The 22,150-nt window shown below is 66.4% G+C and carries 21 protein-coding genes; 16 read left to right on the forward strand and 5 right to left on the reverse strand.

The features are described 5' to 3' along the window. The first annotated feature begins 502 nt into the window (after positions 1–502). Positions 503–1,309: an SDR family NAD(P)-dependent oxidoreductase gene (locus tag CG716_RS28725; RefSeq protein ID WP_207760815.1), complete on the forward strand. Its 807-nt coding sequence runs from the start codon at positions 503–505 to the stop codon at positions 1,307–1,309. A 1-nt stretch (position 1,310) separates the two neighbouring features. Here CG716_RS28725 and CG716_RS28730 read toward each other — a convergent pair whose 3' ends face one another. Next, entirely contained in the window at positions 1,311–1,895 is a 585-nt protein-coding gene (locus CG716_RS28730) for a TetR/AcrR family transcriptional regulator (protein ID WP_094484549.1), read from the reverse strand. 63 nt (positions 1,896–1,958) lie between these two features. Between CG716_RS28730 and CG716_RS28735 the strand changes: the two genes are divergently transcribed. The 9 genes from CG716_RS28735 to CG716_RS28775 all read left to right on the forward strand — a co-directional run bounded on the left by CG716_RS28735 (position 1,959) and on the right by CG716_RS28775 (position 11,064). Then, entirely contained in the window at positions 1,959–3,101 is a 1,143-nt protein-coding gene (locus CG716_RS28735; RefSeq protein ID WP_094484550.1) for an acyl-CoA dehydrogenase family protein, read from the forward strand. A 285-nt stretch (positions 3,102–3,386) separates the two neighbouring features. Continuing rightward, positions 3,387–4,505: an ABC transporter ATP-binding protein gene (locus CG716_RS28740; RefSeq protein WP_094484567.1), complete on the forward strand. Its 1,119-nt coding sequence runs from the start codon at positions 3,387–3,389 to the stop codon at positions 4,503–4,505. A gap of 74 nt (positions 4,506–4,579) precedes the next feature. Next, positions 4,580–5,767, forward strand: a complete 1,188-nt coding sequence (locus tag CG716_RS28745) for a polyamine ABC transporter substrate-binding protein (protein WP_094484551.1) — start codon at positions 4,580–4,582, stop codon at positions 5,765–5,767. 4 nt (positions 5,768–5,771) lie between these two features. After that, positions 5,772–6,647, forward strand: coding sequence for an ABC transporter permease (locus CG716_RS28750; RefSeq protein WP_094484552.1), 876 nt, complete (start codon positions 5,772–5,774; stop codon positions 6,645–6,647). Further along, entirely contained in the window at positions 6,644–7,507 is an 864-nt protein-coding gene (locus tag CG716_RS28755) for an ABC transporter permease (RefSeq protein WP_094484553.1), read from the forward strand. The genes CG716_RS28750 and CG716_RS28755 overlap by 4 nt, the downstream gene beginning before the upstream one ends. Before the next feature lie 77 nt (positions 7,508–7,584). Continuing rightward, the gene (locus CG716_RS28760; RefSeq protein WP_275987852.1) at positions 7,585–8,229 is read left to right on the forward strand and encodes a DedA family protein; all 645 of its coding nucleotides are present in this window, start codon (positions 7,585–7,587) and stop codon (positions 8,227–8,229) included. Between the two features lie 55 nt (positions 8,230–8,284). Then, the gene (locus CG716_RS28765; RefSeq protein WP_094484555.1) at positions 8,285–9,061 is read left to right on the forward strand and encodes a hypothetical protein; all 777 of its coding nucleotides are present in this window, start codon (positions 8,285–8,287) and stop codon (positions 9,059–9,061) included. A 17-nt stretch (positions 9,062–9,078) separates the two neighbouring features. Beyond that, positions 9,079–10,647, forward strand: coding sequence for an HD domain-containing phosphohydrolase (locus CG716_RS28770; RefSeq protein ID WP_234818086.1), 1,569 nt, complete (start codon positions 9,079–9,081; stop codon positions 10,645–10,647). 51 nt (positions 10,648–10,698) lie between these two features. Then, entirely contained in the window at positions 10,699–11,064 is a 366-nt protein-coding gene (locus tag CG716_RS28775) for a DsrE family protein (protein ID WP_094484556.1), read from the forward strand. Between the two features lie 280 nt (positions 11,065–11,344). Here the strand turns inward: CG716_RS28775 and CG716_RS28780 are convergent, their stop codons facing one another. Both CG716_RS28780 and CG716_RS28785 read right to left on the reverse strand, forming a co-directional pair. Continuing rightward, positions 11,345–12,139, reverse strand: coding sequence for a ketosteroid isomerase family protein (locus CG716_RS28780; protein WP_410430736.1), 795 nt, complete (start codon positions 12,137–12,139; stop codon positions 11,345–11,347). Beyond that, complete coding sequence (locus CG716_RS28785) at positions 12,136–12,693, reverse strand: nicotinamidase (RefSeq protein ID WP_094484558.1); 558 nt, start codon at positions 12,691–12,693, stop codon at positions 12,136–12,138. Before CG716_RS28785 ends, CG716_RS28780 begins: the two co-directional genes overlap by 4 nt. Positions 12,694–12,759: 66 nt before the next feature. On the opposite strand from CG716_RS28785, the gene CG716_RS28790 reads away from it, so the two are divergent. Next, positions 12,760–15,690 (forward strand): aminotransferase, encoded by a 2,931-nt coding sequence (locus tag CG716_RS28790; RefSeq protein WP_094484569.1) that lies wholly within the window; start codon positions 12,760–12,762, stop codon positions 15,688–15,690. Position 15,691: 1 nt separating this feature from the next. Here the strand turns inward: CG716_RS28790 and CG716_RS28795 are convergent, their stop codons facing one another. Then, positions 15,692–16,441 carry an MBL fold metallo-hydrolase gene (locus CG716_RS28795; RefSeq protein ID WP_094484559.1) on the reverse strand — a complete coding sequence of 250 codons (750 nt, stop codon included), beginning with the start codon at positions 16,439–16,441 and terminating at the stop codon, positions 15,692–15,694. A gap of 190 nt (positions 16,442–16,631) precedes the next feature. On the opposite strand from CG716_RS28795, the gene CG716_RS28800 reads away from it, so the two are divergent. Genes CG716_RS28800 through CG716_RS28810 form a run of 3 tightly spaced genes read left to right on the forward strand, consistent with a single transcriptional unit; the run spans position 16,632 to position 19,688 of the window. Next, complete coding sequence (locus CG716_RS28800) at positions 16,632–17,903, forward strand: MMP alpha-(1->4)-mannosyltransferase (protein ID WP_094484560.1); 1,272 nt, start codon at positions 16,632–16,634, stop codon at positions 17,901–17,903. Continuing rightward, positions 17,897–18,628, forward strand: a complete 732-nt coding sequence (locus CG716_RS28805) for a class I SAM-dependent methyltransferase (protein WP_094484561.1) — start codon at positions 17,897–17,899, stop codon at positions 18,626–18,628. Before CG716_RS28800 ends, CG716_RS28805 begins: the two co-directional genes overlap by 7 nt. Next, positions 18,612–19,688, forward strand: coding sequence for an MMP endo-(1,4)-3-O-methyl-alpha-D-mannosidase (locus CG716_RS28810; protein ID WP_094484562.1), 1,077 nt, complete (start codon positions 18,612–18,614; stop codon positions 19,686–19,688). The genes CG716_RS28805 and CG716_RS28810 overlap by 17 nt, the downstream gene beginning before the upstream one ends. Here the strand turns inward: CG716_RS28810 and CG716_RS28815 are convergent. Continuing rightward, positions 19,678–20,358 carry a class I SAM-dependent methyltransferase gene (locus CG716_RS28815; protein ID WP_094484563.1) on the reverse strand — a complete coding sequence of 227 codons (681 nt, stop codon included), beginning with the start codon at positions 20,356–20,358 and terminating at the stop codon, positions 19,678–19,680. The two genes, CG716_RS28810 and CG716_RS28815, sit on opposite strands and share 11 nt — an antisense overlap. 82 nt (positions 20,359–20,440) lie before the next feature. On the opposite strand from CG716_RS28815, the gene CG716_RS28820 reads away from it, so the two are divergent. After that, positions 20,441–21,013: a TetR family transcriptional regulator gene (locus CG716_RS28820; protein ID WP_094484564.1), complete on the forward strand. Its 573-nt coding sequence runs from the start codon at positions 20,441–20,443 to the stop codon at positions 21,011–21,013. 75 nt (positions 21,014–21,088) lie between these two features. Continuing rightward, positions 21,089–21,973, forward strand: a complete 885-nt coding sequence (locus CG716_RS28825; protein WP_094484565.1) for a DoxX family protein — start codon at positions 21,089–21,091, stop codon at positions 21,971–21,973. Positions 21,974–22,150 lie beyond the last annotated feature (177 nt).

The following is a 22,150-nucleotide window of genomic DNA, read 5'->3' on the forward strand; positions in this document are numbered from 1 at the left end:
CCGACATCGCAAACAAGCCACCAATAGCCTGCATCGGACCCGACGCACTCCGCAAAGCCACGCCCGGAGACCAACGACCTGCTGTTCGGTTCGCCATGGGTGTGTTCAGAACCTCCAACGTCGTCGCGGTCATCGCCCCAGCGTCATGGCACAAGCCGATCCAAAACTGGAACGTGTTTCAACGACGCCAACGCAGATTAGTGCACTTATCGCGCGCATGGTTGCGAATCTCAGCAATCGAGACCTTGCGCGTGTCTCCCTGCGCCAGTGCCTCATCCGTCGATGCTGTCGCCGAGACGAAAGTGGCTCGATTGTCTCGCTTTTCCCCGGGCTGGCGGGACACTGAGGACTCTGGACCTGGCTGTCACAAAGGAAGAGTCGACCGTATGCCGGGTAGGCCGTCATGGCCGATTCCCGTTCAGCGGGATCAGCTTCGCCGCCGACGCACTACGGCCCACAATGATCGAGGCCCACCCGCTATTCGACAGGAGCTGACCCCGCCATGGCGACCCTGCAGCGTTATTCCGACCGTCGCGTGCTGATCACCGGCGGCGGCTCCGGTATCGGCCAGGCCTGCGTACTGCGCATTCTCGACGAGGGCGGCCGGGTCGTGGCAGCCGACATCAGTGAGTCCGGTCTGAAGGACACCACAGCAAAGGCCGCCGAGGCCGCCAGCCGGCTGACTACCGTGGTCATCGACGTGGGTAGCGAGGACTCAGTGAAAACCGGTGTGGGTGAAGCGATCTCCACACTCGGCGGCCTCGACACATTGGTCAACGTGGCGGGCATCCTGCGGTCGGATCATTTCCTCGACACCACATTGGCTGCGTTTGAGCAGGTATTGCGAGTCAACCTCGTCGGGACGTTTCTGATAACCCGGGAGGCCATCCCGGCTCTGCGTGCCGGTAACGCCCCGGCCGTCGTGAACTTCAGTTCGACGTCGGCCACGTTCGCTCATCCGTATATGTCGGCCTATGCCGCGTCGAAGGGTGGCGTGCAAGCCATGACACACGCACTGGCGGCCGAGTTCGCCAAAGACGGCATCCGTTTCAACTCGGTGCAGCCCGGGTCCATCTCGTCGGGAATGACCGACGGCACCGGCGAGTCAAAGCAGAGCGTTGGTCCGGGCTTGCCCGACGATGTCGACTACAGCCTGTTCGGCCGGGTCGCGCCGCTGCTGCCGCTGCCCAAGGGTGAGATCTTCGCAAAGCCGGACGCGGTCGCCAACGTCGTCGCGATGCTGGGTAGTCCGGACGCCTACTTCGTCTCAGGTACCGAGGTCCGCATCGACGGCGGCGCACACATGTAGGTCAGGCGTTGATCCCGGCGGTCAGGATGGCGGCCAGCTCTCGGTAGGCCGCCGCGTCATCCAGACCGGTGGTGGACCGCACGGTCCCCTGCTGGATGCGCACCATCATGGCCGCCGCGAGATCCGCGGCGAACGCGGCGTGGACGTCCCGGAATTCCGCTGAGACAACCCCTTCGGCGATCAATTCGCTGACCCGGCGGGTGGCGATCGCGGTGTTCTGCTCGTAGACCGCCCGGGCCGGGGGGAAGGCGTCCAAGTCGGCCATGAACCGCTCAGAGGCGACCTCGAGCGCCACGCCGACTGCGGTGAGATACGTGGTGATTCGCTCACGTGCCCCACTGACTCCGGCCACCCTGCGCTCCACGTCTTCGGTCGCGCGGCGGAAGAAATGCACGGTGACTGCATGCACCAACTGCTCCTTGCTGCCGGCAAGCGTGTACAGCGTGCCCTTCGAACAGCGCAGCCGGGCGGCGAGGTCGTCGAGGGTCAGGTGCGCGAAGCCCTCGGCGAGAAACAGTCCCAACAGCGCGTCGAACAACTCGCCGCGCCGCCGCGTACCGAACGCCGGGGAGGTGCGGGTGGCCATGCACTGGATAGTACTGATAAATGTAAGTCAGTACTATTTCGAGTATCAATCGAGAGGCCGCTCATGCCCGTCGACCGACTCCTGCCCGACCAGGACTCCGCGGATCTGATCGCGCTGACCCGCGACATCGGCTCTCGGGTGCTCAGCCCGATCGTCGACGAGCACGAGCGCACCGAGACCTATCCCGAAGGCGTGTTCGCCCAGCTCGGAGCCGCCGGGCTGCTGAGCTTGCCGCAACCCGAGGAATGGGGCGGTGGCGGCCAACCCTTCGAGGTTTATCTGCAGGTCCTCGAGGAGATCGCCACGCGCTGGGCCGCGGTGGCGGTGGCGGTCAGCGTGCACAGCCTGTCGTGCCATCCGCTGCTGATGTTCGGCACTGACGAGCAGCGACGGCGCTGGCTGCCGGGCATGCTCTCGGGCGAGCAGATCGGCGCCTACAGCCTCTCCGAACCCCAGGCCGGCTCGGATGCCGCGGCGTTACGCTGCGCCGCCACCCCGACAGACACCGGATACGTGATCAACGGATCGAAGTCCTGGATCACCCACGGCGGCCGGGCCGACTTCTACACCCTGTTCGCGCGCACCGGTCAGGGATCAAAGGGCATCACCTGCTTCCTCGTGCCTGCCGATCTGCCCGGCCTGAGCTTCGGCAAGCCCGAAGAGAAGATGGGCCTGGCCGCGGTTCCCACCACCTCGGCGTTCTACGACCACGCCGTGATCGACGCCGAGCGCCGGATTGGCAGCGAGGGGCAGGGCCTGCAGATCGCGTTCAGTGCGCTGGATTCGGGCCGGCTTGGCATCGCAGCCGTCGCCGTCGGGATTGCACAGGCCGCACTCGACGACGCGTGCGCCTACGCCAACGAACGAACGGCCTTCGGCCGCAAGATTATTGACCATCAGGGGCTGGGCTTCCTGCTCGCCGACATGGCCGCCGCGGTCGCCAGTGCGCGAGCCACCTACCTGGATGCCGCCCGTCGTCGTGATGCCGGACGGCCTTACTCGCAGCAGGCCAGCATCGCCAAGTTGGTGGCCACCGACGCGGCCATGAAAGTCACCACCGACGCCGTCCAGGTGCTCGGCGGCGTCGGCTACACCCGCGACTACCGCGTCGAGCGCTACATGCGCGAAGCCAAGATCACCCAGATCTTCGAAGGCACCAATCAAATCCAGCGACTGGTTATCGCACGCGGGCTCACGACCGCCTGAGCGGCGTTACGATCCGTCTCATCGACCCCGTCACACGGTGCCGTCCAATCGAAAGCCGTGCCCCAACCGGGGTTGCGACGAGCGATTCCATCGAAGAATTCAGATTTCGTTGCGGAATCGGTTGCGAAGAGCACGCAAATCCGCGATCGTTTAGGGGCGGGGCCGGTCGCACTACTCGTCGGCCCGCGGGACATAAGGAGATGGGCCCTGACCGAGACCGGCGCCACCGCCACCCAGCAGACAACCGGGCAAACCGGATCCAAGCGCACCACCGCCGCGCCGGTCATTGAGATCGACCACGTCGTCAAGCGCTTCGAGGATTACATCGCCGTCTCCGACGCCGACTTCTCTATCGGCGCCGGAGAGTTCTTCTCCATGCTCGGCCCCTCCGGCTGCGGGAAGACCACCACGCTGCGCATGATCGCGGGCTTCGAACAACCCACCGAGGGTGCGATTCGCCTCGAGGGTGTCGACGTGTCGCGGGTGCCGCCGAACAAACGCAACGTCAACACGGTGTTCCAGCACTACGCCCTGTTCCCCCACATGAGTGTGTGGGACAACGTCGCCTACGGGCCGCGCAGCCAGAAGAAAGACAAGGCGACCGTTAAAAAGAGCGTCGACGAGATGCTCGAAATAGTCCGGCTCACCGACTTCGCCCAGCGCAAGCCCGCCCAACTCTCCGGCGGCCAGCAGCAGCGCGTGGCCCTGGCCCGCGCGTTGGTCAATTACCCCAGCGCCCTGCTACTCGACGAACCGCTCGGCGCTCTGGACCTCAAGCTGCGCCATGTCATGCAATTCGAGCTCAAGCGCATCCAGCGTGAGGTCGGCATCACGTTCGTCTACGTGACCCACGACCAGGAAGAGGCGCTCACGATGAGCGACCGGATCGCCGTCATGAACCAGGGCAACGTCGAACAGATCGGCACCCCGACCGAGATCTACGACCGGCCTTCGACCGTGTTCGTCGCCGGCTTCATCGGCCAGGCCAACCTGTGGCACGGCCGTCAGACCGGCCGCGCCAACCGCGATTACGTCGAGGTCGACGTGCTGGGCACGTCACTCAAGGCCCGGCCCGGTGATACCACCATCGAGCCCGGCGGTCAGGCGACGCTGATGGTCCGCCCCGAGCGGGTCCGGGTGTCCATCGACCAGCCCAGCGGCGACGTCGCGACCGTCGGCGCCAAGGTGGTCGACCTGACGTTCCAGGGACCTGTCCTGCGTCTGTCGCTGGCGGCCGCGGACGGATCCCCGATCCTGGCCCACGTCGGACCCGAACAGAACCTGCCGATGCTGCGCCCCGGCGACGACGTGTTCGTCGGCTGGACGCCCGATGCCTCGCTGGTCTTGCCGGCGGCCGACATTCCGACCACCGAAGACCTCGAAGAGATGCTCGACGACTCATAGCCCCCTGTAGATCCCCCATCCGTTCCAGCCGCTTCGCCCTCCGACCTTCCCCCTTACGAAAGGCACCCCGGCACATGGCCACAGAGATCGACCCCACGATCCTCGCTTCGCTGTCCTCCCGACGCCGCTTCATCGGTGGCGGCGCCGCCGCCGCGGCCGCGCTGGTCCTGGGACCCTCGTTCCTCGCCGCGTGTAGCAAGTCGAACAACTCCAGCAGTTCGTCGAGCGGACCAGCCACCCCGTCCGACGACGGCTCCCCCGCCACCGGAAAGCTCCGCATTTCCAACTGGCCGCTGTATATGGCTGACGGCTTCGTCGCGGCCTTCCAGACGGCAACCGGTCTGACGGTGGACTACAAAGAGGACTTCAACGACAACGAAGAGTGGTTCGCCAAGAACAAGGAACCGCTGTCGCGCAAACAGGACATCGGTGCCGACCTGGTGGTGCCCACCCAGTTCCTGGCCGCTCGACTCAACGGGCTGGGATGGCTGAACACCATCAGCGAAAGCCGTTGGACCAACAAGAAGAACATGCGGCCCGATCTGCTCAACGCCAAGGCCGACCCGGGGCGCAAGTTCAGCGCGCCCTACATGTCCGGAATGGTGGGGCTGGCCTACAACCGGGCAGCCACCGGCCGCGACATCACCAAGATCGACGACCTGTGGGATCCGGCCTTCAAGGGCAAGATCAGCCTCCTCGCCGACACCCAGGACGGCCTCGGCATGATCATGCTCTCGCAGGGCGGCTCGGTTGAGGATCCGACCAGCGACGCCGTCAACAAGGCAGTCGCGCTGATCAAGCAGCAGAAGGACGCCGGACAGATCCGCAGGTTCACCGGAAACGACTACGCCGACGACCTTGCGTCCGGGAATGTCGTTATCGCCCAGGCATATTCGGGCGACGTGGTGCAGCTGCAAAAGGACAACCCGGATCTGAAGTTCGTGGTGCCCACCACCGGTGGCACCACCTTCGTCGACACCATGGTGATCCCCTACACCACCCAGAACCAGAAGGCTGCCGAGGCTTGGATCAACTACGTCTATGACCGGCCCAACTACGCCAAGCTCATCGCGCACACGCAGTACGTGCCGGTGTTGTCGGATATGACCGACGAGCTCAACAAGATCGATCCGAAGTTGGCATCCAACCCGCTGATCAACCCGCCGAAGGCCACCCTGGACAACCTGAAGACCTGGGCTGCGCTGACCGACGAGCAGACCGCGGAGTTCAACAAGGCTTACGCCGAAGTCACCGGCGGCTGACGCGATGGCGGGAGTAGCCAGTAGTAACCGGCAGCGGAGCAAACTCGCTCCCTACCTGATGATCCTGCCGGCCCTTGCGTATCTCGGCGTCTTCTACGTCGTGCCGTTCGTGTCGCTGTTTCGGACATCGCTATCGGAAATGGGCGGGTCCATCTATCTGCCGAAGCTGACCTTCGCCTGGGACTTCGGCAATTACGGTGAGGCGCTGACCGAGTACCGCGAGCAGATCCTGCGTTCGTTCGGCTACGCGTTGACCGCCACCGTGTTGTGCGCGCTACTGGCTTTCCCCCTGGCGTACGTGATCGCTTTCAAGGCAGGGCGATACAAGAACCTGCTGCTGGGTCTGGTGATCCTGCCGTTCTTCGTGACGTTCCTGATTCGCACGCTGGCGTGGAAGACGATCTTGGCTGACGACGGCTGGGTGGTCCACACACTGGGCACGATCGGGCTGCTGCCGTCCGATGGGCGCCTGCTGTCGACCAGTTGGGCGGTGATCGGCGGCCTGACGTACAACTGGATCATCTTCATGATCCTGCCGCTGTACGTCAGCCTGGAGAAGATCGACGCCCGCCTGCTGGAGGCCTCCCGCGATCTGTATGCCACCAACCGCAGGATGTTCGGCAAGGTGATCATGCCGTTGGCGATGCCGGGTGTGCTGGCCGGCAGCATGCTGGTCTTCATCCCGTCGGTGGGCGATTTCATCAACGCCGACTACCTGGGCAGCACGCAGACCAGGATGATCGGCAACGTCATTCAGAAGCAGTTCCTGGTCGTCAAGGACTACCCCGTCGCCGCTGCACTCAGCTTTGTGCTGATGGCGCTGATTCTGGTCGGAGTCCTGCTCTATACGAAGGCCCTCGGCACGGAGGATCTGGTATGACAACCGAGGCCGGCGCCGCGATCGCTCAGACGATCGACCATGGCGGACTGGCCAAGCCGGGCCGCAACATTCGGGGCACCTTCAAGCTCGGCGACGTGGCCCTACGCGTCATAGCCGGGTTGGTACTGCTCTATCTGTTCCTGCCGATCCTGGTGATCATCGCCTTCTCGTTCAACAAGCCGGCGGGCAAGTTCAACTACACGTGGCAGGGCTTCACGCTGGACAACTGGGCGGACCCGTTCAAGTACCCGGCCCTGACCGAAGCGTTGAAACTGAGCCTGAACGTCGCCGCGGTCTCGACGGTGATCGCCGTCGTGCTCGGCACGCTGGTCGCGATTGCCCTTGTCCGTCAACGGTTTCGCGGCAGCAAGGCGGTCGACACATTCCTGGTGTTGCCCTTGACGTCACCCGAGGTCGTGATGGGCGCCTCGCTGCTCACCCTATTCCTCGACCTCGGTTGGGCCACCGGTTACGCCACCATCCTGATCGCGCACGTGGCTTTCGAGATCAGTTTCATCGCCATGACCGTGCGCGCACGGATCCGCGGCTTCGACTGGACACTCGAAGATGCGTCATTGGATCTGGGCGCCGGACCCACCCGAACTTTCTTCAAAGTGACACTGCCGCTGATAGTGCCCGGCATTGTCGCCGCGGCGATGTTGTCGTTCGCGCTGTCGCTGGACGACTTCATCATCACCTACTTCGTCAGCGGCTCGACGGTCACTTACCCGCTGTACGTGAACGCCGCCGTGAAAGCCGCTGTGCCGCCACAGATCAACGTGCTCGCCACCGCGATCCTGGTGATCAGCCTGATCCTGCTTGGCGTGGGAACGCTGTACCGACGCAAGCGCGTAGTCTGAGTTCGACACGCGAACCCGCGGGTTCGCGTCGGTAATCGCGCTCGATACGGCATCCTTGGCGGGTGACGGTCGACTCGATGCTCGAATCCATCCCTCCCCTGGCGGTGTATCTGGTCGTCGGGTTGATCATCGGCATCGAAAGCCTGGGCGTCCCCTTGCCCGGCGAGATCGCACTGGTGAGTGCGGCTCTTCTGGCATCGCGCCACACCCTCGACATCGACCCGCTGTGGGTGGGTGGGTCCGCGACCATCGGTGCCATCATCGGCGACTCGATCGGTTACTCCATCGGCCGCCGGTTCGGGATGGGGCTGTTCGAGCGGCTCGGCACACGCTTCCCGAAGCATTTCGGTCCTGGCCATGTCGCGCTGGCCAAGCAGCTGTTTGCCCGGTGGGGCGTGTGGGCGGTGTTCTTCGGGCGCTTCATCGCGCTGCTGCGGATTTTCGCCGGCCCGCTGGCCGGTGCGCTGCACATGCGCTATCGGTACTTCTTGGCAGCCAACGCGTCCGGCGCGCTGTGCTGGGCCGGCGGCACCACGGCGGTGGTCTACTACCTCGGCCTGGCCGCCGAGAAATGGCTGTCGCGGTTCTCGTGGATCGCACTGGTCGTCGCGATCGTCATCGGTATCGGGGTGACAATGCTGCTCAAGGAACGCACGCGCCACTTGATCGCCCAGCTCGAAGAAGAGCACGACTGGGAAACCCTCCGCCAGCCGCCGGCATAAATTTGGGGGCAGATGCCCCATGACCGGACCCCTTGTGCGAGGCCAGCATTGAAGTATGACAACGACCAGCACACCCGAGCGTGCGGTCGTGGCCATCGCCGCCCGGCCTAACCTGCCCGACGGCAGCGACGAGCGGGCCTGCGGCTTCGGCATCATGGGCCTGCCGTTCGACACCGACCATTATCTGGCTTACCGCGAATTCCCCGCGTCGTCCTTCTGTCCCGCCTACCGCTCGGTCGCCTACCGCTCGGTGTGGCACCGCGACCCCGGCGGTCGGTGGACCTTCTATGCCACTGCTCCTGCCGAGCAGAGCTGTTCGCGCTACTTCAGTTCGGCGACAACGGTTCCCGCCGTGCAGTGCGATATCACCAGGTCGTGGACCGATCCCTGGTCACTGAGCATCGGCATTCCCGGGTTGCTGCGATGGACCGTCTCCTTGGGCAACACACTGGCCACCCGCGCGCTCAGCCGTATCGGGCTGGCGCTGCCTGCATGGGCCTGGGCGAGCCCGCTGGTGCTGGCCGCCCTAAGCCGGGCAGCGGGTCCGGTGTTGGGGACCGGAGAGATGAGGCTGACCGGCAGCGTCCCGAACGGTCAGGGCTTCCGCGTCGCGCCGCACCAGATCTGGGCGGTGCGCGATTCACGGGCCGTCCTGCACGGTGCGGAACTCGGGACCGTCGCCGCACTGGCCACCCAGTGCCGGCTGGCCGATTTTCGCCTGCCGCAGCGCGGCCTGTGCGTGATCGGAACGGCACGCTTCGACAGCTTCGATCCGGCCCGCCACATGTCTGCCCGCCACACCGCGGCAACACGACCCGAGACCGCGCGTTAGGAGGGACAATCGAGCGCGTGGCTGCGCAGAGGACCGGTCCGCCATCGCGGGCGCCCAGCCGCGCCGAGCTGCTGGCCGCGCTGTCGGTGGCGATCGATCTCGGCCTTGGCCAGCCCGCCGAGCACATGCTGCGAGCTGCGCTCATCGGCACCCGCATCGCCGACCGACTCGGGCTCGACAGCGATCAACGGGACTGTGTGTACTACACGACGCTGATCATGTGGATCGGCTGTCACGCCGATTCTCACGAGTTCGCGCACTGGTTCGGCGACGACATTGCGGTGCGCCGCGACTCCTATCACGTCGATTGGGCGGGACTGCCCTACTTCCGGTTCCTGGCGGCGAACGTCGGCCGCGGGGAACCGCTGACGCAGCGCCTGACATCGATGGCCACGCTGTTCGTGAATGCGCGCGGCAACATGTCCCAGCTGATCCACTCGCACTGCACGTCGGCGGGGCTGCTGGCCGACCGCATGGGTCTGGGGTCCGGGGTGCAGGAGGCTCTGCGTTTCAGCTTCGAACGCTACGACGGCCGCGGGCTGCCCGGCGGAGTCCGCGGTGCGGTCATCCCGATCGAGATGCGGGTGGCTCAGCTCGCCGACATCGCCGAGGTGCACCACCGTACGGGCGGGGTCGGTGCTGCGGTGGACATCGTAGGAGAACGTCGCGGCCACCAGTTCGACCCGACGGTGGTCGACGCGTTCGTCGCGGACGCCGAGGCGATTCTGGCGGGGCCGCCCGCCGGTGGGGTGTGGCACGCCGCGCTGTCCTGCGCCCCCGATCGCCACGAACCGTTGCAGCAGCAGTCCCTCGACGAGTTGCTGGTGGCGCTCGGTGATTTCGCCGACCTGAAATGCCCCTTCACACTTGGTCATTCACGCGCAGTGGCACAGCTGGCCGGCGACGCCGCCGAGGCGGCAGGCCTAGGAGGCGAGGCCGTGATGCTGGTCCGGCGGGCCGGCCACGTGCATGATCTCGGCCGGATCGGGGTCTCCAATCAGGTCTGGTCCAAGCCCGCGGCATTGTCCACCGCCGAATTCGAACGGATGCGTCTGCATCCGTACCTCACCACCCGCATCTTCAGCCGGATCGGTGGACTCGAACAGGTTGCCCAAATCGCCGGCAACCATCATGAGTGCGTCAACGGCAGCGGCTATCCGCGCGGCCTGCCAGGCGCCGCTATCGGCATGCCCGACCGGATACTCGCTGCCGCCGTCGCCTACCAATCAGCTTTGGAGCCAAGGCCCTACCGCGCCGCGATGGACCCGGATGCGGCGGCGCGGCGCGTTCGAGATCGGGTCAGAGCCGGCGAGCTGGACGATGTGGCGACCGAGGCAGTCCTGCGTGCGGCCGGCCACCGCACCCGACGGTCCCGGACACGGCCCGACGGGCTGACTCCCCGCGAGGTCGAAGTGCTGTGCCTGGTGGCCCGCGGCGCGTCCAACAAGGAGATCGCCGACGCCTTGGTCATCAGCGAGAAGACCGCCCGCAATCACGTCGAACGGACGTACGCCAAGATCGATGTGTCCAATCGCATCGGCGCGAGCATGTACGCGCTGCGCCATGGGTTGGCCGAACCGTCGTAGTTGGGGCGGATGCCCCATGATCGGCGCCGGCATCCCGGCGACCATCGTGTCATGAACAACAACAAGGCAGCGATCAGCCTCGCCACCGGGCTGGAGGACCCCGAACGCGTCACGGTGGCATTTCTGATGGCACTGGGTGCGGCCGAGTCTGGCCGTCCCACAATGATGTTTCTCGCGAAAGAGGCTGTGCGCCTTGCCGTGCCCGGTGTGGGCGTGGGTACCTCGTGCGACGGCTGTCCCCCACTGGCCGAGCTCATCGATCGCTACCACAGCGCCGGCGGGCACTATCTGGTCTGCTCGTTGTGCGTGCGCGCCAAGAACCTGGACGCCGCCAACTTCATCGCCGGCGCCGAAGCCGGCGGAACGGTTCAGCTGTGGGAGTGGATCGGCGAGGGGGCGACAACGTTCAGCTACTGACGCTGGCGTTTGCGGCCGGGCCTTCTCGGGAAGCCCGATCGCCGGCCTCACCGCGCGTCTGCTCCAGACAGGTTGGGGCACAGTGGTTCTAGCTCATCGGCGCTGCCGTCGCGATCGGCATCGGCGGCTAACACGCCCACAAGGGGCCATCCACGAAATTCGAGGAAGACCTGACGATTTCCGGAGGCGGCCCGCTGATTACCCCGCTGGGCATCGCGGGTTACACCGCCAAGGGAAGCGCGCTCGGTGGTGCGGGGAAGGAATCAGATGGAGCACCGGACTATTCGGAGAAGTAACGCAACCGGGTGATCGCGCCGCCGCCGGCTCCGAGGTCGGCAATCAACACACCTGGCCGAGGACCGCGCACTGAGGCCGTCACCGACGAACCGGACGCGATCAACTTGGTCCATGCCGCGCCGGCGAGTTCGTCGCTCAAAGCGCCGAATTTCAAGGGATTTCGTTCTCCATGGGTGATCAGTGCACCAGTCCCAAGCGATCGCCAGGCCCGTAACTGGTCGCCCGCCACGACCGCGTCGAGGAAGGCGCGCACCGTCCGCTTGCCCCGAAATCGGGCACCCTGGAAGCCCATCGCGAATCCCAGCGAGCCATGCAGCCCCTGATTGCGGATGAGAGCGCGCCCCAGTTCCAGTGCCTGTGGACCCGCAGCCAGCCCGTTCCCGGTGAACTGCAACACCATCGCCGGCAGTTCCCAGTAGGCGCGCAGCCGCTCGATGCGCCACTCATGAGCCGCTTCACGCAAGTCGTAACGCAACACCGCAGGAATGCGCATCGTCACCACGGGGCCCATTCCGACCTCGAGGACGACATCCCTGATAACCGTTGTCTCCGAGACGATATCGGCCTCGTGGCGAAAGACGATCTGGCGCGGCGCAATGAATGTGTCGTAGAACCGGCCGATCTGCAGCGGCCCGATATGCGGGCGCGACCCCACCGGATCCTCGACCCGGCCGTCGGCGGTGAACAAGCCGACCCAGCCGGCGCGGTCGTGGTCGGCGGCCATCCGCGGGGACTGGTCCACCGCGTCGAGCAGGGCTGAACGTGGAGCCGGCATCACGCGGTGCGAACCAATTCGACCCCGCGACCGCGCATCTCGTCCAACGCCTCAGCGGTCGAGCTAGGCGCGACTCCGGCCGTAAGATCTATCAGCACACGGGTTTTGAACCCTTCTCGCGCCGCATCGGCGGCCGTTTGGCGCACGCAATAGTCAGTGGCGATGCCGGCGATATCCACTTCGTCGACACCGCGAACACGCAACCAGTCCGTCAGCGATCGGCCGTCGCTCGCGCCTTCGAAGCCGCTGTAGGCGGCGGTGTGGGCGCCCTTGTGGAAGACCGCTTCGAACGGGGCCGTGTTCAGTTCCGGATGGAAGTCGGCACCGCTGGTTCCGGCCACGCAATGCCGCGGCCACGAGTCGACATAGTCGGGCTGATCGGCGAAATGGGCTCCGGGGTTCACGTGATAGTCCTTCGTCGCCACCACATGGTCGTAGCCGTGGTCACCGGCCAGCCACGCGTTGATAGCCCGCACCACCGCCGTGGCCCCGGTGACGGCCAGCGATCCCCCTTCGCAGAAATCGTTCTGCACGTCGACGATGATCAGCGCCCGCATCTGCCCACCGTATCGGCAGATCCCATGACGTACTACCGGTCGGCTCGGCAGTACAGTGGCTTCGCCATGACACTGTTCGACTTCTTCCAAACCGAGGAGCTTGCGGTGCCGGCGATCACCGCGGCACAGGCCCGCGAAATCGCCGCCACACACTTCGGAGTCGACGCGCACGCCGCCGCCCTCGGTAGTCAGCAGGACGCGAATTTTCTGCTGAGCAATCCCGACGGTGAACCGATCGGGGTTCTCAAGGTCGCCAACCCCGCCTTCTCCCGCATCGAGCTGGAGGCCCAGGACACCGCGGCGGCCTATATCCGCCAGGCCGAGCCGGGCGTGCGCACCGCGACGAACATCGAACTCGCCGGGGTCCCGCCGATCGCCGAACTGCGCAGCGAAGACGGCACCACGCTCTACGCGCGGATCATCGCCCACCTGGCCGGGGGCACCATGAGCGGCGGACAATACGTCACCCCGGCCAGGGCGGCAGCCCTCGGCACCCTCGCCGGCCGGACCGCACGCGCTCTGGCCGCCTTCGAGCACCCTGGCGTGGACCGGATTCTGCAGTGGGATTTGCGGCACGCCCAGCGCACCGTCGAGGTGCTGGCCGGGCATGTCACCGACACCGGCCGCCGCGAAGCTGTCGAGACCGCGACGGCCGCGGCCTGGCAGGTGGTCGCGGATCTCAGCGAAGATCTCCCGATCCAGGTGATTCACGGCGATATCACCGACGACAACGTGGTGTGCGGCCCACCGGAGGCCGGCCGGATTCCCGACGGCATCATCGACCTGGGTGACCTGACCCGATCGTGGACGGTGGCAGAGCTGGCGATCGCCGTCTCGTCGCTGCTGCGCCACGAGGGCGGAGAACCCGTCGCCACCCTGCCCGCGATCGCCGCGTTCCACGCCGTGCGCCCGCTCGGGCCCGCCGAGATCGAGGTGCTGTGGCCGCTGGTCGTGCTGCGCGCGGCGGTGCTGGTGGTCAGCGGCGTCCAGCAGGCCGCGATCGACACCGACAACGTCTACGCCACCAGCGCCCTGGAGTGGGAGTGGCGGATCTTCGAACGCGCCGTCGAGGTGCCCAGCGAGGTCATGAGCGCGCAGATCCGCGCTGCGCTGAACGCTGCGTACCCCGCCGACCCGTCGTCAGCCCAGACGGCAATCATCGGTGGCCTGGCCCCGACGACCGTGACGCGACTGGACCTGTCCCCCGAGTCCGACGCGATGGATTCCGGCCGGTGGCTGGCCGCCGAGTGCGAGGACGATCTAGCCGCCCGGGCACTCACCGACGGCGCTGTCGCGGTGGTGTCCACATTCGGCCAGCCGCGGCTGACCCGTTCGGTGCCGCTGAGCTCACAGTCCGCGCCTACCGTCGGTACCGGCGTCGACCTATGGACGGGCGCGCCGATGCCGATCACCGCGCCGTGGGCCGGCGTCGTGGATGCCGCCACCAGCGACGGGGTCACCCTCACCGGTACCGAGGGAACCGTGCTGATACGGGGCGCCGTGCGGGCCGGCGACCAGGTACAGGCAGGCCAGAGCGTGGCCGCCGGCGCGGCGCTCGGCACCGCCGATGGACACGTCTGGATCCAGTGGCTGAGGCGCCCAGGCGTTGTGGTCCCAGACTTCGTCCGGGCCGAATACGCCGCGGGCTGGCTGAACCTCGTCGAGGACCCCAGCGCACTGCTCGGCCTGCCACCGTCGCCCTCGGCGACTGACGACAGCGAGGCGCTGTGGCGACGCCGCACGGACTCCTTTGCCGCCGTCCAGGAGCACTACTACCGCAACCCGCCACGCATCGAGCGCGGCTGGCGCGAGCACATGCTGGCCAACGACGCACGCAGCTACCTCGACATGGTCAACAACGTCGCGATCCTCGGTCATGGCCATCCCGTGCTCGCCGACGCCGTCGCCCGCCAGTGGCGGCGGCTCAACACCAACTCTCGGTTCAACTACGGTGCCGTGGTCGCACTCTCCGAACGCCTGGCCGCGACCTTGCCCGACCCGCTGGACACCGTGTTCCTGGTCAACTCCGGATCAGAAGCCGTCGACCTGGCATTGCGACTGGCGATGGCCACGACGGGGCGCCATGACGTCGTCGCGGTGTCCGAGGCGTACCACGGCTGGACTTACGCCACCGACGCCGTGTCGACGTCGGTGGCCGACAACCCCAACGCACTGACCACCCGGCCGGAGTGGGTGCACACCGTACCCTCGCCCAACGCCTACCGCGGCGAGCACCGCGGCGCGGATGCGGAGCGCTACGCTCCCGAGGCCGTCGCGATCATCGAAGGCCTTGCCGCACAAGGAAAACCGCCCGCAGCGTTCATCTGCGAGCCGTTCTACGGCAACGCGGGCGGCATGGCGCTGCCCGACGGCTACCTCAAGGCCGTCTATGCGGCGGTGCGGTCCGCGGGCGGTTTGGCCGTCGCCGACGAGGTGCAGGTCGGCTACGGGCGGACCGGCCGGTCGTTCTGGAGCTTTCAACAACAGGACGTGGTTCCCGACGTCGTCACCGTGGCCAAAGCGATGGGCAACGGCCAGCCGCTCGGCGCGGTGATCACCACCCGGGAGATCGCCGAGAAATACCGCACCCAGGGCTACTTCTTCTCTTCGGCCGGCGGCAGCCCGGTCTCGTGTGTGGTCGGCCTGACGGTGCTCGAACTGATGGAGAAGGAGGGGCTGCAACGCAACGCCCTGACTGTCGGTGACCACCTCAAGCTGCGCATCGGCGAGCTGGCTACCCGCCACGAGCTGATCGGCACCGTGCACGGCAGCGGGCTGTACATGGGTGTCGAACTGGTGCGCGACCGCGCGACGCTGGAACCCGCTGTCGAGGAGACCGCAGCGATCTGCGAGCGGCTGCGCGAACTGGGCGTCATCGTCCAGCCCACCGGCGACCGGCAGAACGTACTGAAGGTGAAACCCCCGATGTGCATCACCCGGGAATCGGCCGATTTCTTCGTGGACATGCTCGACCGGGTGCTGGCCACCGGTTGGTGAATCAGCTCGCGGGGCTCCCCGGCGGGCTGGAGCGAAGCGACTCGGGAATCGATCGAGCCACCAGCCAATCGCGCTGAGCCCGCACGAACGCCGCATCCACCACCGCGCCGTGGCCGGGAACGTAGACGGCATCCGGTCCACCCAGTGCCAAGATCCGGTCCAGCGCGTGCGGCCACGCGGGCAGGTCTGAGCCCGCGTCGATCGCCGGGTCGGCGGACTCCTCGACCAGGTCACCGCAGAACACGACAGTCTGCTGACCTGGGACGACGGGTGGGACGACAACCACCATGTCATGGTCGGTGTGGCCTGGTCCGGGCAGTTCCAGGTGCACACTGCGACCGCCCAGGTCCAGGTCGGCGGCCGTCACGATGTGGTCAGGAGCGCGGATCCCGGCGATCGCCCTGTCCACACTTTCCGGATCGGCCCTGTATCGCAGCGCGTGCGCGCGAACCTGACCGATGTGCGTGGTCATCGCCCGGGCGACGGCGGCAGGGGCATATAGGACGGCCGTACCGAACCCGGACGAGCCCAGAATGTGGTCAAAGTGGTGATGTGTCAGCGCCACATCGGTGACCGCGCCACCGGTAAGTACGCCGATATCATCGGCGATGCGAGATGCTTCGGAAGGTGTTGTGCCGCTGTCGATTAGCAAATTCTTGTGCTCGCCGTGAACGAGCCCGACAGTGACGTCGAGGAAGGGGAGCCGACAGCGCCTCACACCGTCTGACAGCTCTTCCCAGTCGTAGTGCATAACCACAGAAACTAGTCCCTGACATAGGGTGGGCGTGGGCACTTACGTTGCAGTATGTAGCTAAGCGAATTATAGTCCAGACACATGTCCAGACAGCTCGCTGACCGTGTCCGGTTATCTAAACGATGACATATGCGAGCCCGGCAGGTGGTTCGGCCGTATCGGTCATGGACGTTGCAGGAGTGTGAGTATGCGGATTGCGTTGCTGTCCTACCGCAGCAAGACCCACTGTGGCGGGCAGGGCGTCTACGTTCGGCACCTGAGTCGCGGCCTGGTGGAACTGGGCCACGACGTCGAGGTTTTCTCCGGCCAGCCTTACCCCGAGATCCTGGACCCCCGGGTTCGGCTGACCAAGGTTCCCAGCCTGGACCTGTACCGCGAGCCTGACCCGTTCCGGGTCCCGCGGCCCAGCGAGATCCGCGACCGCATCGACCTGCTCGAGCTGGCCACGATGTGGACCTCGGGCTTTCCCGAACCGCGCACCTTCAGCCTGCGTGCCGCCCGGTTGCTGGCCACTCGCCTCGATGAGTTCGACGTCGTGCACGACAACCAGTGCCTGGGCACCGGCCTGCTGCGGATCGCCGACATGGGTATTCCCGTGGTGGCCACCGTGCACCACCCGATAACAAAGGACCGGGTGCTCGATCTGGCCGCCGCCAAGTGGTGGCGAAAGCCGTTGGTGCACAGGTGGTATGGCTTTGCACAGATGCAGAAGCGAGTGGCGAAGAGCATTCCTGACCTGTTGACGGTGTCCTCGTCGTCGGCCACCGACATCGCCGACGACTTCGGAGTGAGCCCGCAGCAGCTGCGAGTCGTGCCGCTTGGCGTGGATACCGACCTGTTCAAGCCGTCGGATCAGCCGCGAATCGCCGGCCGGATCATCGCGATCTCGAGCGCGGACCGTCCGCTCAAGGGAATCGGGCACCTGCTGAATGCGGTGGCGAAGTTGCGCACCGAGCACGACCTGGAGCTGCAGCTGGTCGCCAAACTGGAGCCGAATGGGCCGACCGAGAAACTCATCGCCGAGTTGGGCATCAGCGATATTGTGCATAACTCGAACGGCTTGTCCGACGAGGACTTGGCCGGGCTGTTCGCCTCGGCCGAAATCGCTTGCATCCCCTCGCTTTACGAAGGCTTCTCGCTGCCTGCGGTGGAAGCCATGGCCAGTGGAACCCCGATCGTGGCGAGCCGGGCCGGAGCGCTGCCCGAGGTGCTGGGCCCCGATGGCGAATGCGCCGATCTGGTCACGCCGGGCGACGTCGACGAGCTGATCGCGGCGCTGGGCAGGCTGCTGGAGTCCCCCGAACGCCGTCAGTGGCTCGGAACCGCGGGCCGGCGGCGCGCGCTGGACGTATTCAGCTGGGAATCGGTGGCGGCGCAGACCGTACGCGTCTACGAGCAGGCGATGGCCCGTAGCGGCCGAATCTCCAACACCATCGAGGCGGTGGACGAACCATGCTGACCGTCGACTACGACCGGCTCGACGTCGGGCCGGGAACCAAGGTCATCGATGTGGGTGCCGGCGCCGGGCGGCACAGCTTCGAGGCGTACCGGCGAGGCGCCGACGTCATCGCCTTCGACCAGGACGCGGCCGGGCTGGCCGACGTCGACACCCTGCTGCAAGCGATGGGTGAGGCCGGCGAGGCACCCGAGTCAGCCAAGGCGCAGGTCGTGGTCGGCGACGCACTGGCCCTGCCATATCCGGATGCGACGTTCGACTGCGTGATCGCCTCGGAGATCCTCGAGCACATACCCTCCGATGACGCCGCCATCGCCGAACTCATCCGGGTCCTCAAGCCCGGGGGCAAGCTTGCGGTGACGGTGCCGCGGTGGCTGCCCGAGCGGATCTGCTGGCTGTTGTCCGACGAGTACCACGCCAACGAGGGTGGCCACATCCGGATCTACAAGGCTGACCAGCTGCAAGCCAAACTGGTCCGCGGCGGGCTGACGTTCACCCACTCCCACCACGCTCATGCACTGCACTCCCCGTTCTGGTGGCTGAAATGCGCTGTCGGCGTGGAGAAACCAGACCACCCGGCCGTCAAGGCGTACCACCAGCTGCTGGTGTGGGACATGATGTCGCGGCCCGCGCTGACCCGCGTAGCCGAAGCCGCGCTCAACCCGCTCGTCGGTAAGAGCGTGGCCCTCTATTTCGAGAAGCCGATCACGAATGACGCGCCCGTCTGATCTCGAGGGTGTGCCAGGCGTCGCCGGCATCCTCACCCCCCAGCAATGCCGCCAGACGGCGGAATCCATTGCTGGCGTGCAGGAATCGTCAGGCGAAATCCCCTGGTCGGATACCGGGCACACGGATGTGTGGGATCACGTCGAGTGCGCCATGGCCATGGCCGCGGCCGGTCTGCTCGAACCGGCTCGCGCCGCCTACGAGTGGTGCCGCCGCGAACAGCGTGCCGACGGCTCGTGGCCGATTCAGTACCGGCGCGGCGTGATCGAAGACGCCAACAGTGACAGCAACTTCTGCGCCTACATCGCGGCTGGAGTTTGGCATCACATCCTGGTGACCGGCGATCACGCATTCGCCGAGCACATGTGGCCGACGGTTCGCGCGGCCATCGACTTCGTCCTCGGCATGCAGGCCGGAACCGGTGAAATCTATTGGGCGCAAGGCCCGTCCGGCGTTCTTGAGGAAGCACTGCTGACCGGCTGCGCCAGCGTGTACCACAGCATCCGCTGCGCGCTTGCCCTTGCCGACCGCCTCGACGACCCCCAACCCGAATGGGAAGTGGCGCTTGGCCGGCTCGGGCACGCCATCGCCGAGCATCCCGATGCCTTCACCGAGAAGCCGCACCACTCGATGGACTGGTACTACCCCATTCTCGGCGGCGCACTGCGCGGTTCACAGGCCACTACACGAATTGCTCAGCGCTGGAGCGACTTCGTGGTCGACGGGCTTGGCATACGTTGCGTCGACGACCGGCCATGGGTTACCGGCGCCGAAACGTGCGAACTGGTCATGGCGCTGGACGCGATGGGCGAGCGGGACCGGGCGGTGACACAGTTCGCGGCGATGCAGCACCTGCGCGAACAGGACGGTTCGTACTGGACCGGACTGGTGTTTGCCGACGGCAAGCGCTGGCCGGTCGAGCGCACCACATGGACCGGTGCGGCGGTGATCCTGGCCGCCGACGCGCTGTCGGCGACCACCGGAGGCAGCGGCATCTTCCGCGGCGCCGACCTGCCCCGTGGCCTGGAGGGCGACTACGACTGTGAATGCGTCAGGCGCTGACCGGATCCTCACCGGGCGCGCCGGCGACCCGCTCCAGGACCCGCAGCGAACCCGTGCAACCGACCTCGGTGAAATGGCCGGAATCCAAAGCGCGGCAATAAATGTTGTAGGGCGGCCTGCCGCCGTCGCGGGGGTCGGGGAAGACATCGTGAATGACCAGTGCGCTGCCGACGGCAACCCACTTGGCCCACCCGTCGAAATCCTGCTGCGCCGCGGTCTCGCTATGCCCGCCGTCGATGAAGAGCAATTGCAGCGGCGTCCGCCATCCGCGGGCCACCACCGGCGACTTGCCTACCACCGCGACGATTGTGTCGTCGAGGCCGGCGGCGTCCAGCGTCCGGCGGAAGGTGGGCAGCGTGTCGAACCGGCCGCTGACCGGATCGACCATCGTCGTGTCGTGGAACTCCCAACCCGCCTGGTGCTCTTCGGACCCGTGATGGTGATCGACGGTATAGAGCACGCTGCCGGTCGCGGCGGCGGCGGCCCCAAGCATGACGGTGGACTTGCCGCAGTACGTACCGATCTCCACCGCGATGCCGCCGTCGAGGTAGCGCGTCGCCGCGTCGTAGAGAGCATGCCCCTCTTCGGTGGGCATGAAGCCCACGATCTGCTCGGCCAATTCGAAGAGGCGGGAAGTTTGCGCTGCGTGGACACTGTCGGTACGGCTCATGTTCCGAACCTAACCCGCAAGCATGGTCTATGGCCAGCGCGCACCTTGTCGGTGCAGGTCGGTTGTAGTAGCGTCCGGACATGTGTCTGATCCGGTAGCTCGGGAATCGACGCGGCGCCGGCTGACAGCAAAGCAGGCCGCTACCGTCGACCGCTTGGGCCGCGCCGCGGTGGACGTGTTGAGCCGTGAAGGATTCTCCGGCCTGACGATCCGGATGGTGGCTGCCGAGGCAGGTGTCGGTGCTGCAACGGCCTACACGTACTTCTCTTCCAAGGAGCATCTGGTCGCCGAGGTGTTCTGGCGCCGGCTGGCCTCGACGCCGGTGCCGCCCGACGACTCCCCCGACCCCGTCGATCGCGTGGTGGGAGTGCTCCGAAATATCGCGCTGCTGGTTGCCGATGAACCGGAGCTTGCCGGTGCAGTCACCACAGCATTGCTCGGCAAGGATCCCGATGTCGAGCATCTGCGTTTCCGCATCGGTCACGAAATACACCAACGGCTGACATCCGCCCTTGGCGCGCAATGCGATTCGACCGTCGTCGAATCCCTCGAACAGCTCTACACCGGAGCCTTGGTACGAGCCGGGATGGGATATGCCTCCTACACTCAGATCGCCGCACGGCTGGAGGCCTCGGCCCGTCTCCTGCTGACCTGACGTTTTCGCACCGTTGCCGCCTCAAAATGGCGACGGCCGGGTTTGACCCGGTGGTCAGTAGGGAACTACGGCCTCATGTTGATTCGCAGAGTTGCCCGGCCCATGTTGGCAGCCGTTTTCATCGGCCAGGGATTCGAAGCGCTCAGGAGCCCGAAACCAGCTGCGGAAGCCGCCCGGCCGACCCTCGAGGGTTTGCAGAAATTGCCCGACCCGGTGGGCTCCGGTCTCCCCAGCGACCCCGAGACATTCGCGAAGATCACCGCGGCCGTCCAGATCGGCGGCGGATTGCTGCTCGCGTCCGGACGGCTGCCCCGCCTGGCGTCGGCGGCACTGGCGGCCACCGTGATTCCGGCCAACCTCGGCGCCCACATGTTCTGGGACGAGCCGGACCAACAGCTCAAGGCCGAGAAACGCCGCGCGTTCCTCACCGATCTCAGCCTGCTCGGCGGACTGATCATCGCCTCGGCCGATACGGCGGGCAAACCGTCCCTCGGCTGGCGAGGGCGGCGCGCGGCACGCAAGGTGAGCGAAGCCGTCTCGGGCGGCCTGCCCGGATCCAGCCACGCACTATTGGACAACGACCTGCTCGACAAGGTGGGCCCGAAGGTCGGCCACGGTTTGCAGGTAGGCGCGGAGCGCGGCCGCGAACTCGCACTGACCGCGGGTGAGCGCGCCGCCCCGCTATTGGAGACCGCGCGCAAGCGAGGTGCCGAGCTCGCCGAGATCGCCCGCGAGCGCGGCGCTGAACTCGCCGACGTCGCCAGGGAGCGCGGCGCCGAATTCGCCGACGTCGCCAGTGAGCGCAGCGCCGAACTCGCCGAGATCGCCCGCAAACGTGGCGCCGAATTCGCCGACGTCGCCAGGGATCAGGGTGGCGAGCTGGTCGACACCACCCGGGCCCGCGCCAAGAAGGCCAACAAGCAAGCGAAGAAGCACGCCAAGAAGTTGGCTCGGCACTGAGCTTTCGGATCGCGCCGCGGTGAAGCCGTTGCCCGCTCTGCCTTGCAAGGTAGGGTTGGCCGGACTGACCTCAGCCGGAGGAGCGATCAATGACCACAGGTGGTTACGACCCCAACGCATACGGTCCGCCCGGGGGCTACCCGCCCCCGCAGCAGCCGGGTCCGCCCGGCTATCCCC

Source organism: Mycolicibacterium sphagni, from assembly GCF_002250655.1.
GTDB lineage: Bacteria > Actinomycetota > Actinomycetes > Mycobacteriales > Mycobacteriaceae > Mycobacterium > Mycobacterium sphagni.

Coding starts and splice junctions, on each gene's coding strand:
- CG716_RS28725 (WP_207760815.1), top strand. CDS start 503: ATGGCGACCCTGCAGCGTTATTCCGACCGTCGCGTGCTGATCACCGGC.
- CG716_RS28730 (WP_094484549.1), bottom strand. CDS start 1,895: ATGGCCACCCGCACCTCCCCGGCGTTCGGTACGCGGCGGCGCGGCGAG.
- CG716_RS28735 (WP_094484550.1), top strand. CDS start 1,959: ATGCCCGTCGACCGACTCCTGCCCGACCAGGACTCCGCGGATCTGATC.
- CG716_RS28745 (WP_094484551.1), top strand. CDS start 4,580: ATGGCCACAGAGATCGACCCCACGATCCTCGCTTCGCTGTCCTCCCGA.
- CG716_RS28750 (WP_094484552.1), top strand. CDS start 5,772: ATGGCGGGAGTAGCCAGTAGTAACCGGCAGCGGAGCAAACTCGCTCCC.
- CG716_RS28755 (WP_094484553.1), top strand. CDS start 6,644: ATGACAACCGAGGCCGGCGCCGCGATCGCTCAGACGATCGACCATGGC.
- CG716_RS28760 (WP_275987852.1), top strand. CDS start 7,585: ATGCTCGAATCCATCCCTCCCCTGGCGGTGTATCTGGTCGTCGGGTTG.
- CG716_RS28765 (WP_094484555.1), top strand. CDS start 8,285: ATGACAACGACCAGCACACCCGAGCGTGCGGTCGTGGCCATCGCCGCC.
- CG716_RS28775 (WP_094484556.1), top strand. CDS start 10,699: ATGAACAACAACAAGGCAGCGATCAGCCTCGCCACCGGGCTGGAGGAC.
- CG716_RS28785 (WP_094484558.1), bottom strand. CDS start 12,693: ATGCGGGCGCTGATCATCGTCGACGTGCAGAACGATTTCTGCGAAGGG.
- CG716_RS28790 (WP_094484569.1), top strand. CDS start 12,760: ATGACACTGTTCGACTTCTTCCAAACCGAGGAGCTTGCGGTGCCGGCG.
- CG716_RS28795 (WP_094484559.1), bottom strand. CDS start 16,441: ATGCACTACGACTGGGAAGAGCTGTCAGACGGTGTGAGGCGCTGTCGG.
- CG716_RS28800 (WP_094484560.1), top strand. CDS start 16,632: ATGCGGATTGCGTTGCTGTCCTACCGCAGCAAGACCCACTGTGGCGGG.
- CG716_RS28805 (WP_094484561.1), top strand. CDS start 17,897: ATGCTGACCGTCGACTACGACCGGCTCGACGTCGGGCCGGGAACCAAG.
- CG716_RS28810 (WP_094484562.1), top strand. CDS start 18,612: ATGACGCGCCCGTCTGATCTCGAGGGTGTGCCAGGCGTCGCCGGCATC.
- CG716_RS28815 (WP_094484563.1), bottom strand. CDS start 20,358: ATGAGCCGTACCGACAGTGTCCACGCAGCGCAAACTTCCCGCCTCTTC.
- CG716_RS28825 (WP_094484565.1), top strand. CDS start 21,089: ATGTTGATTCGCAGAGTTGCCCGGCCCATGTTGGCAGCCGTTTTCATC.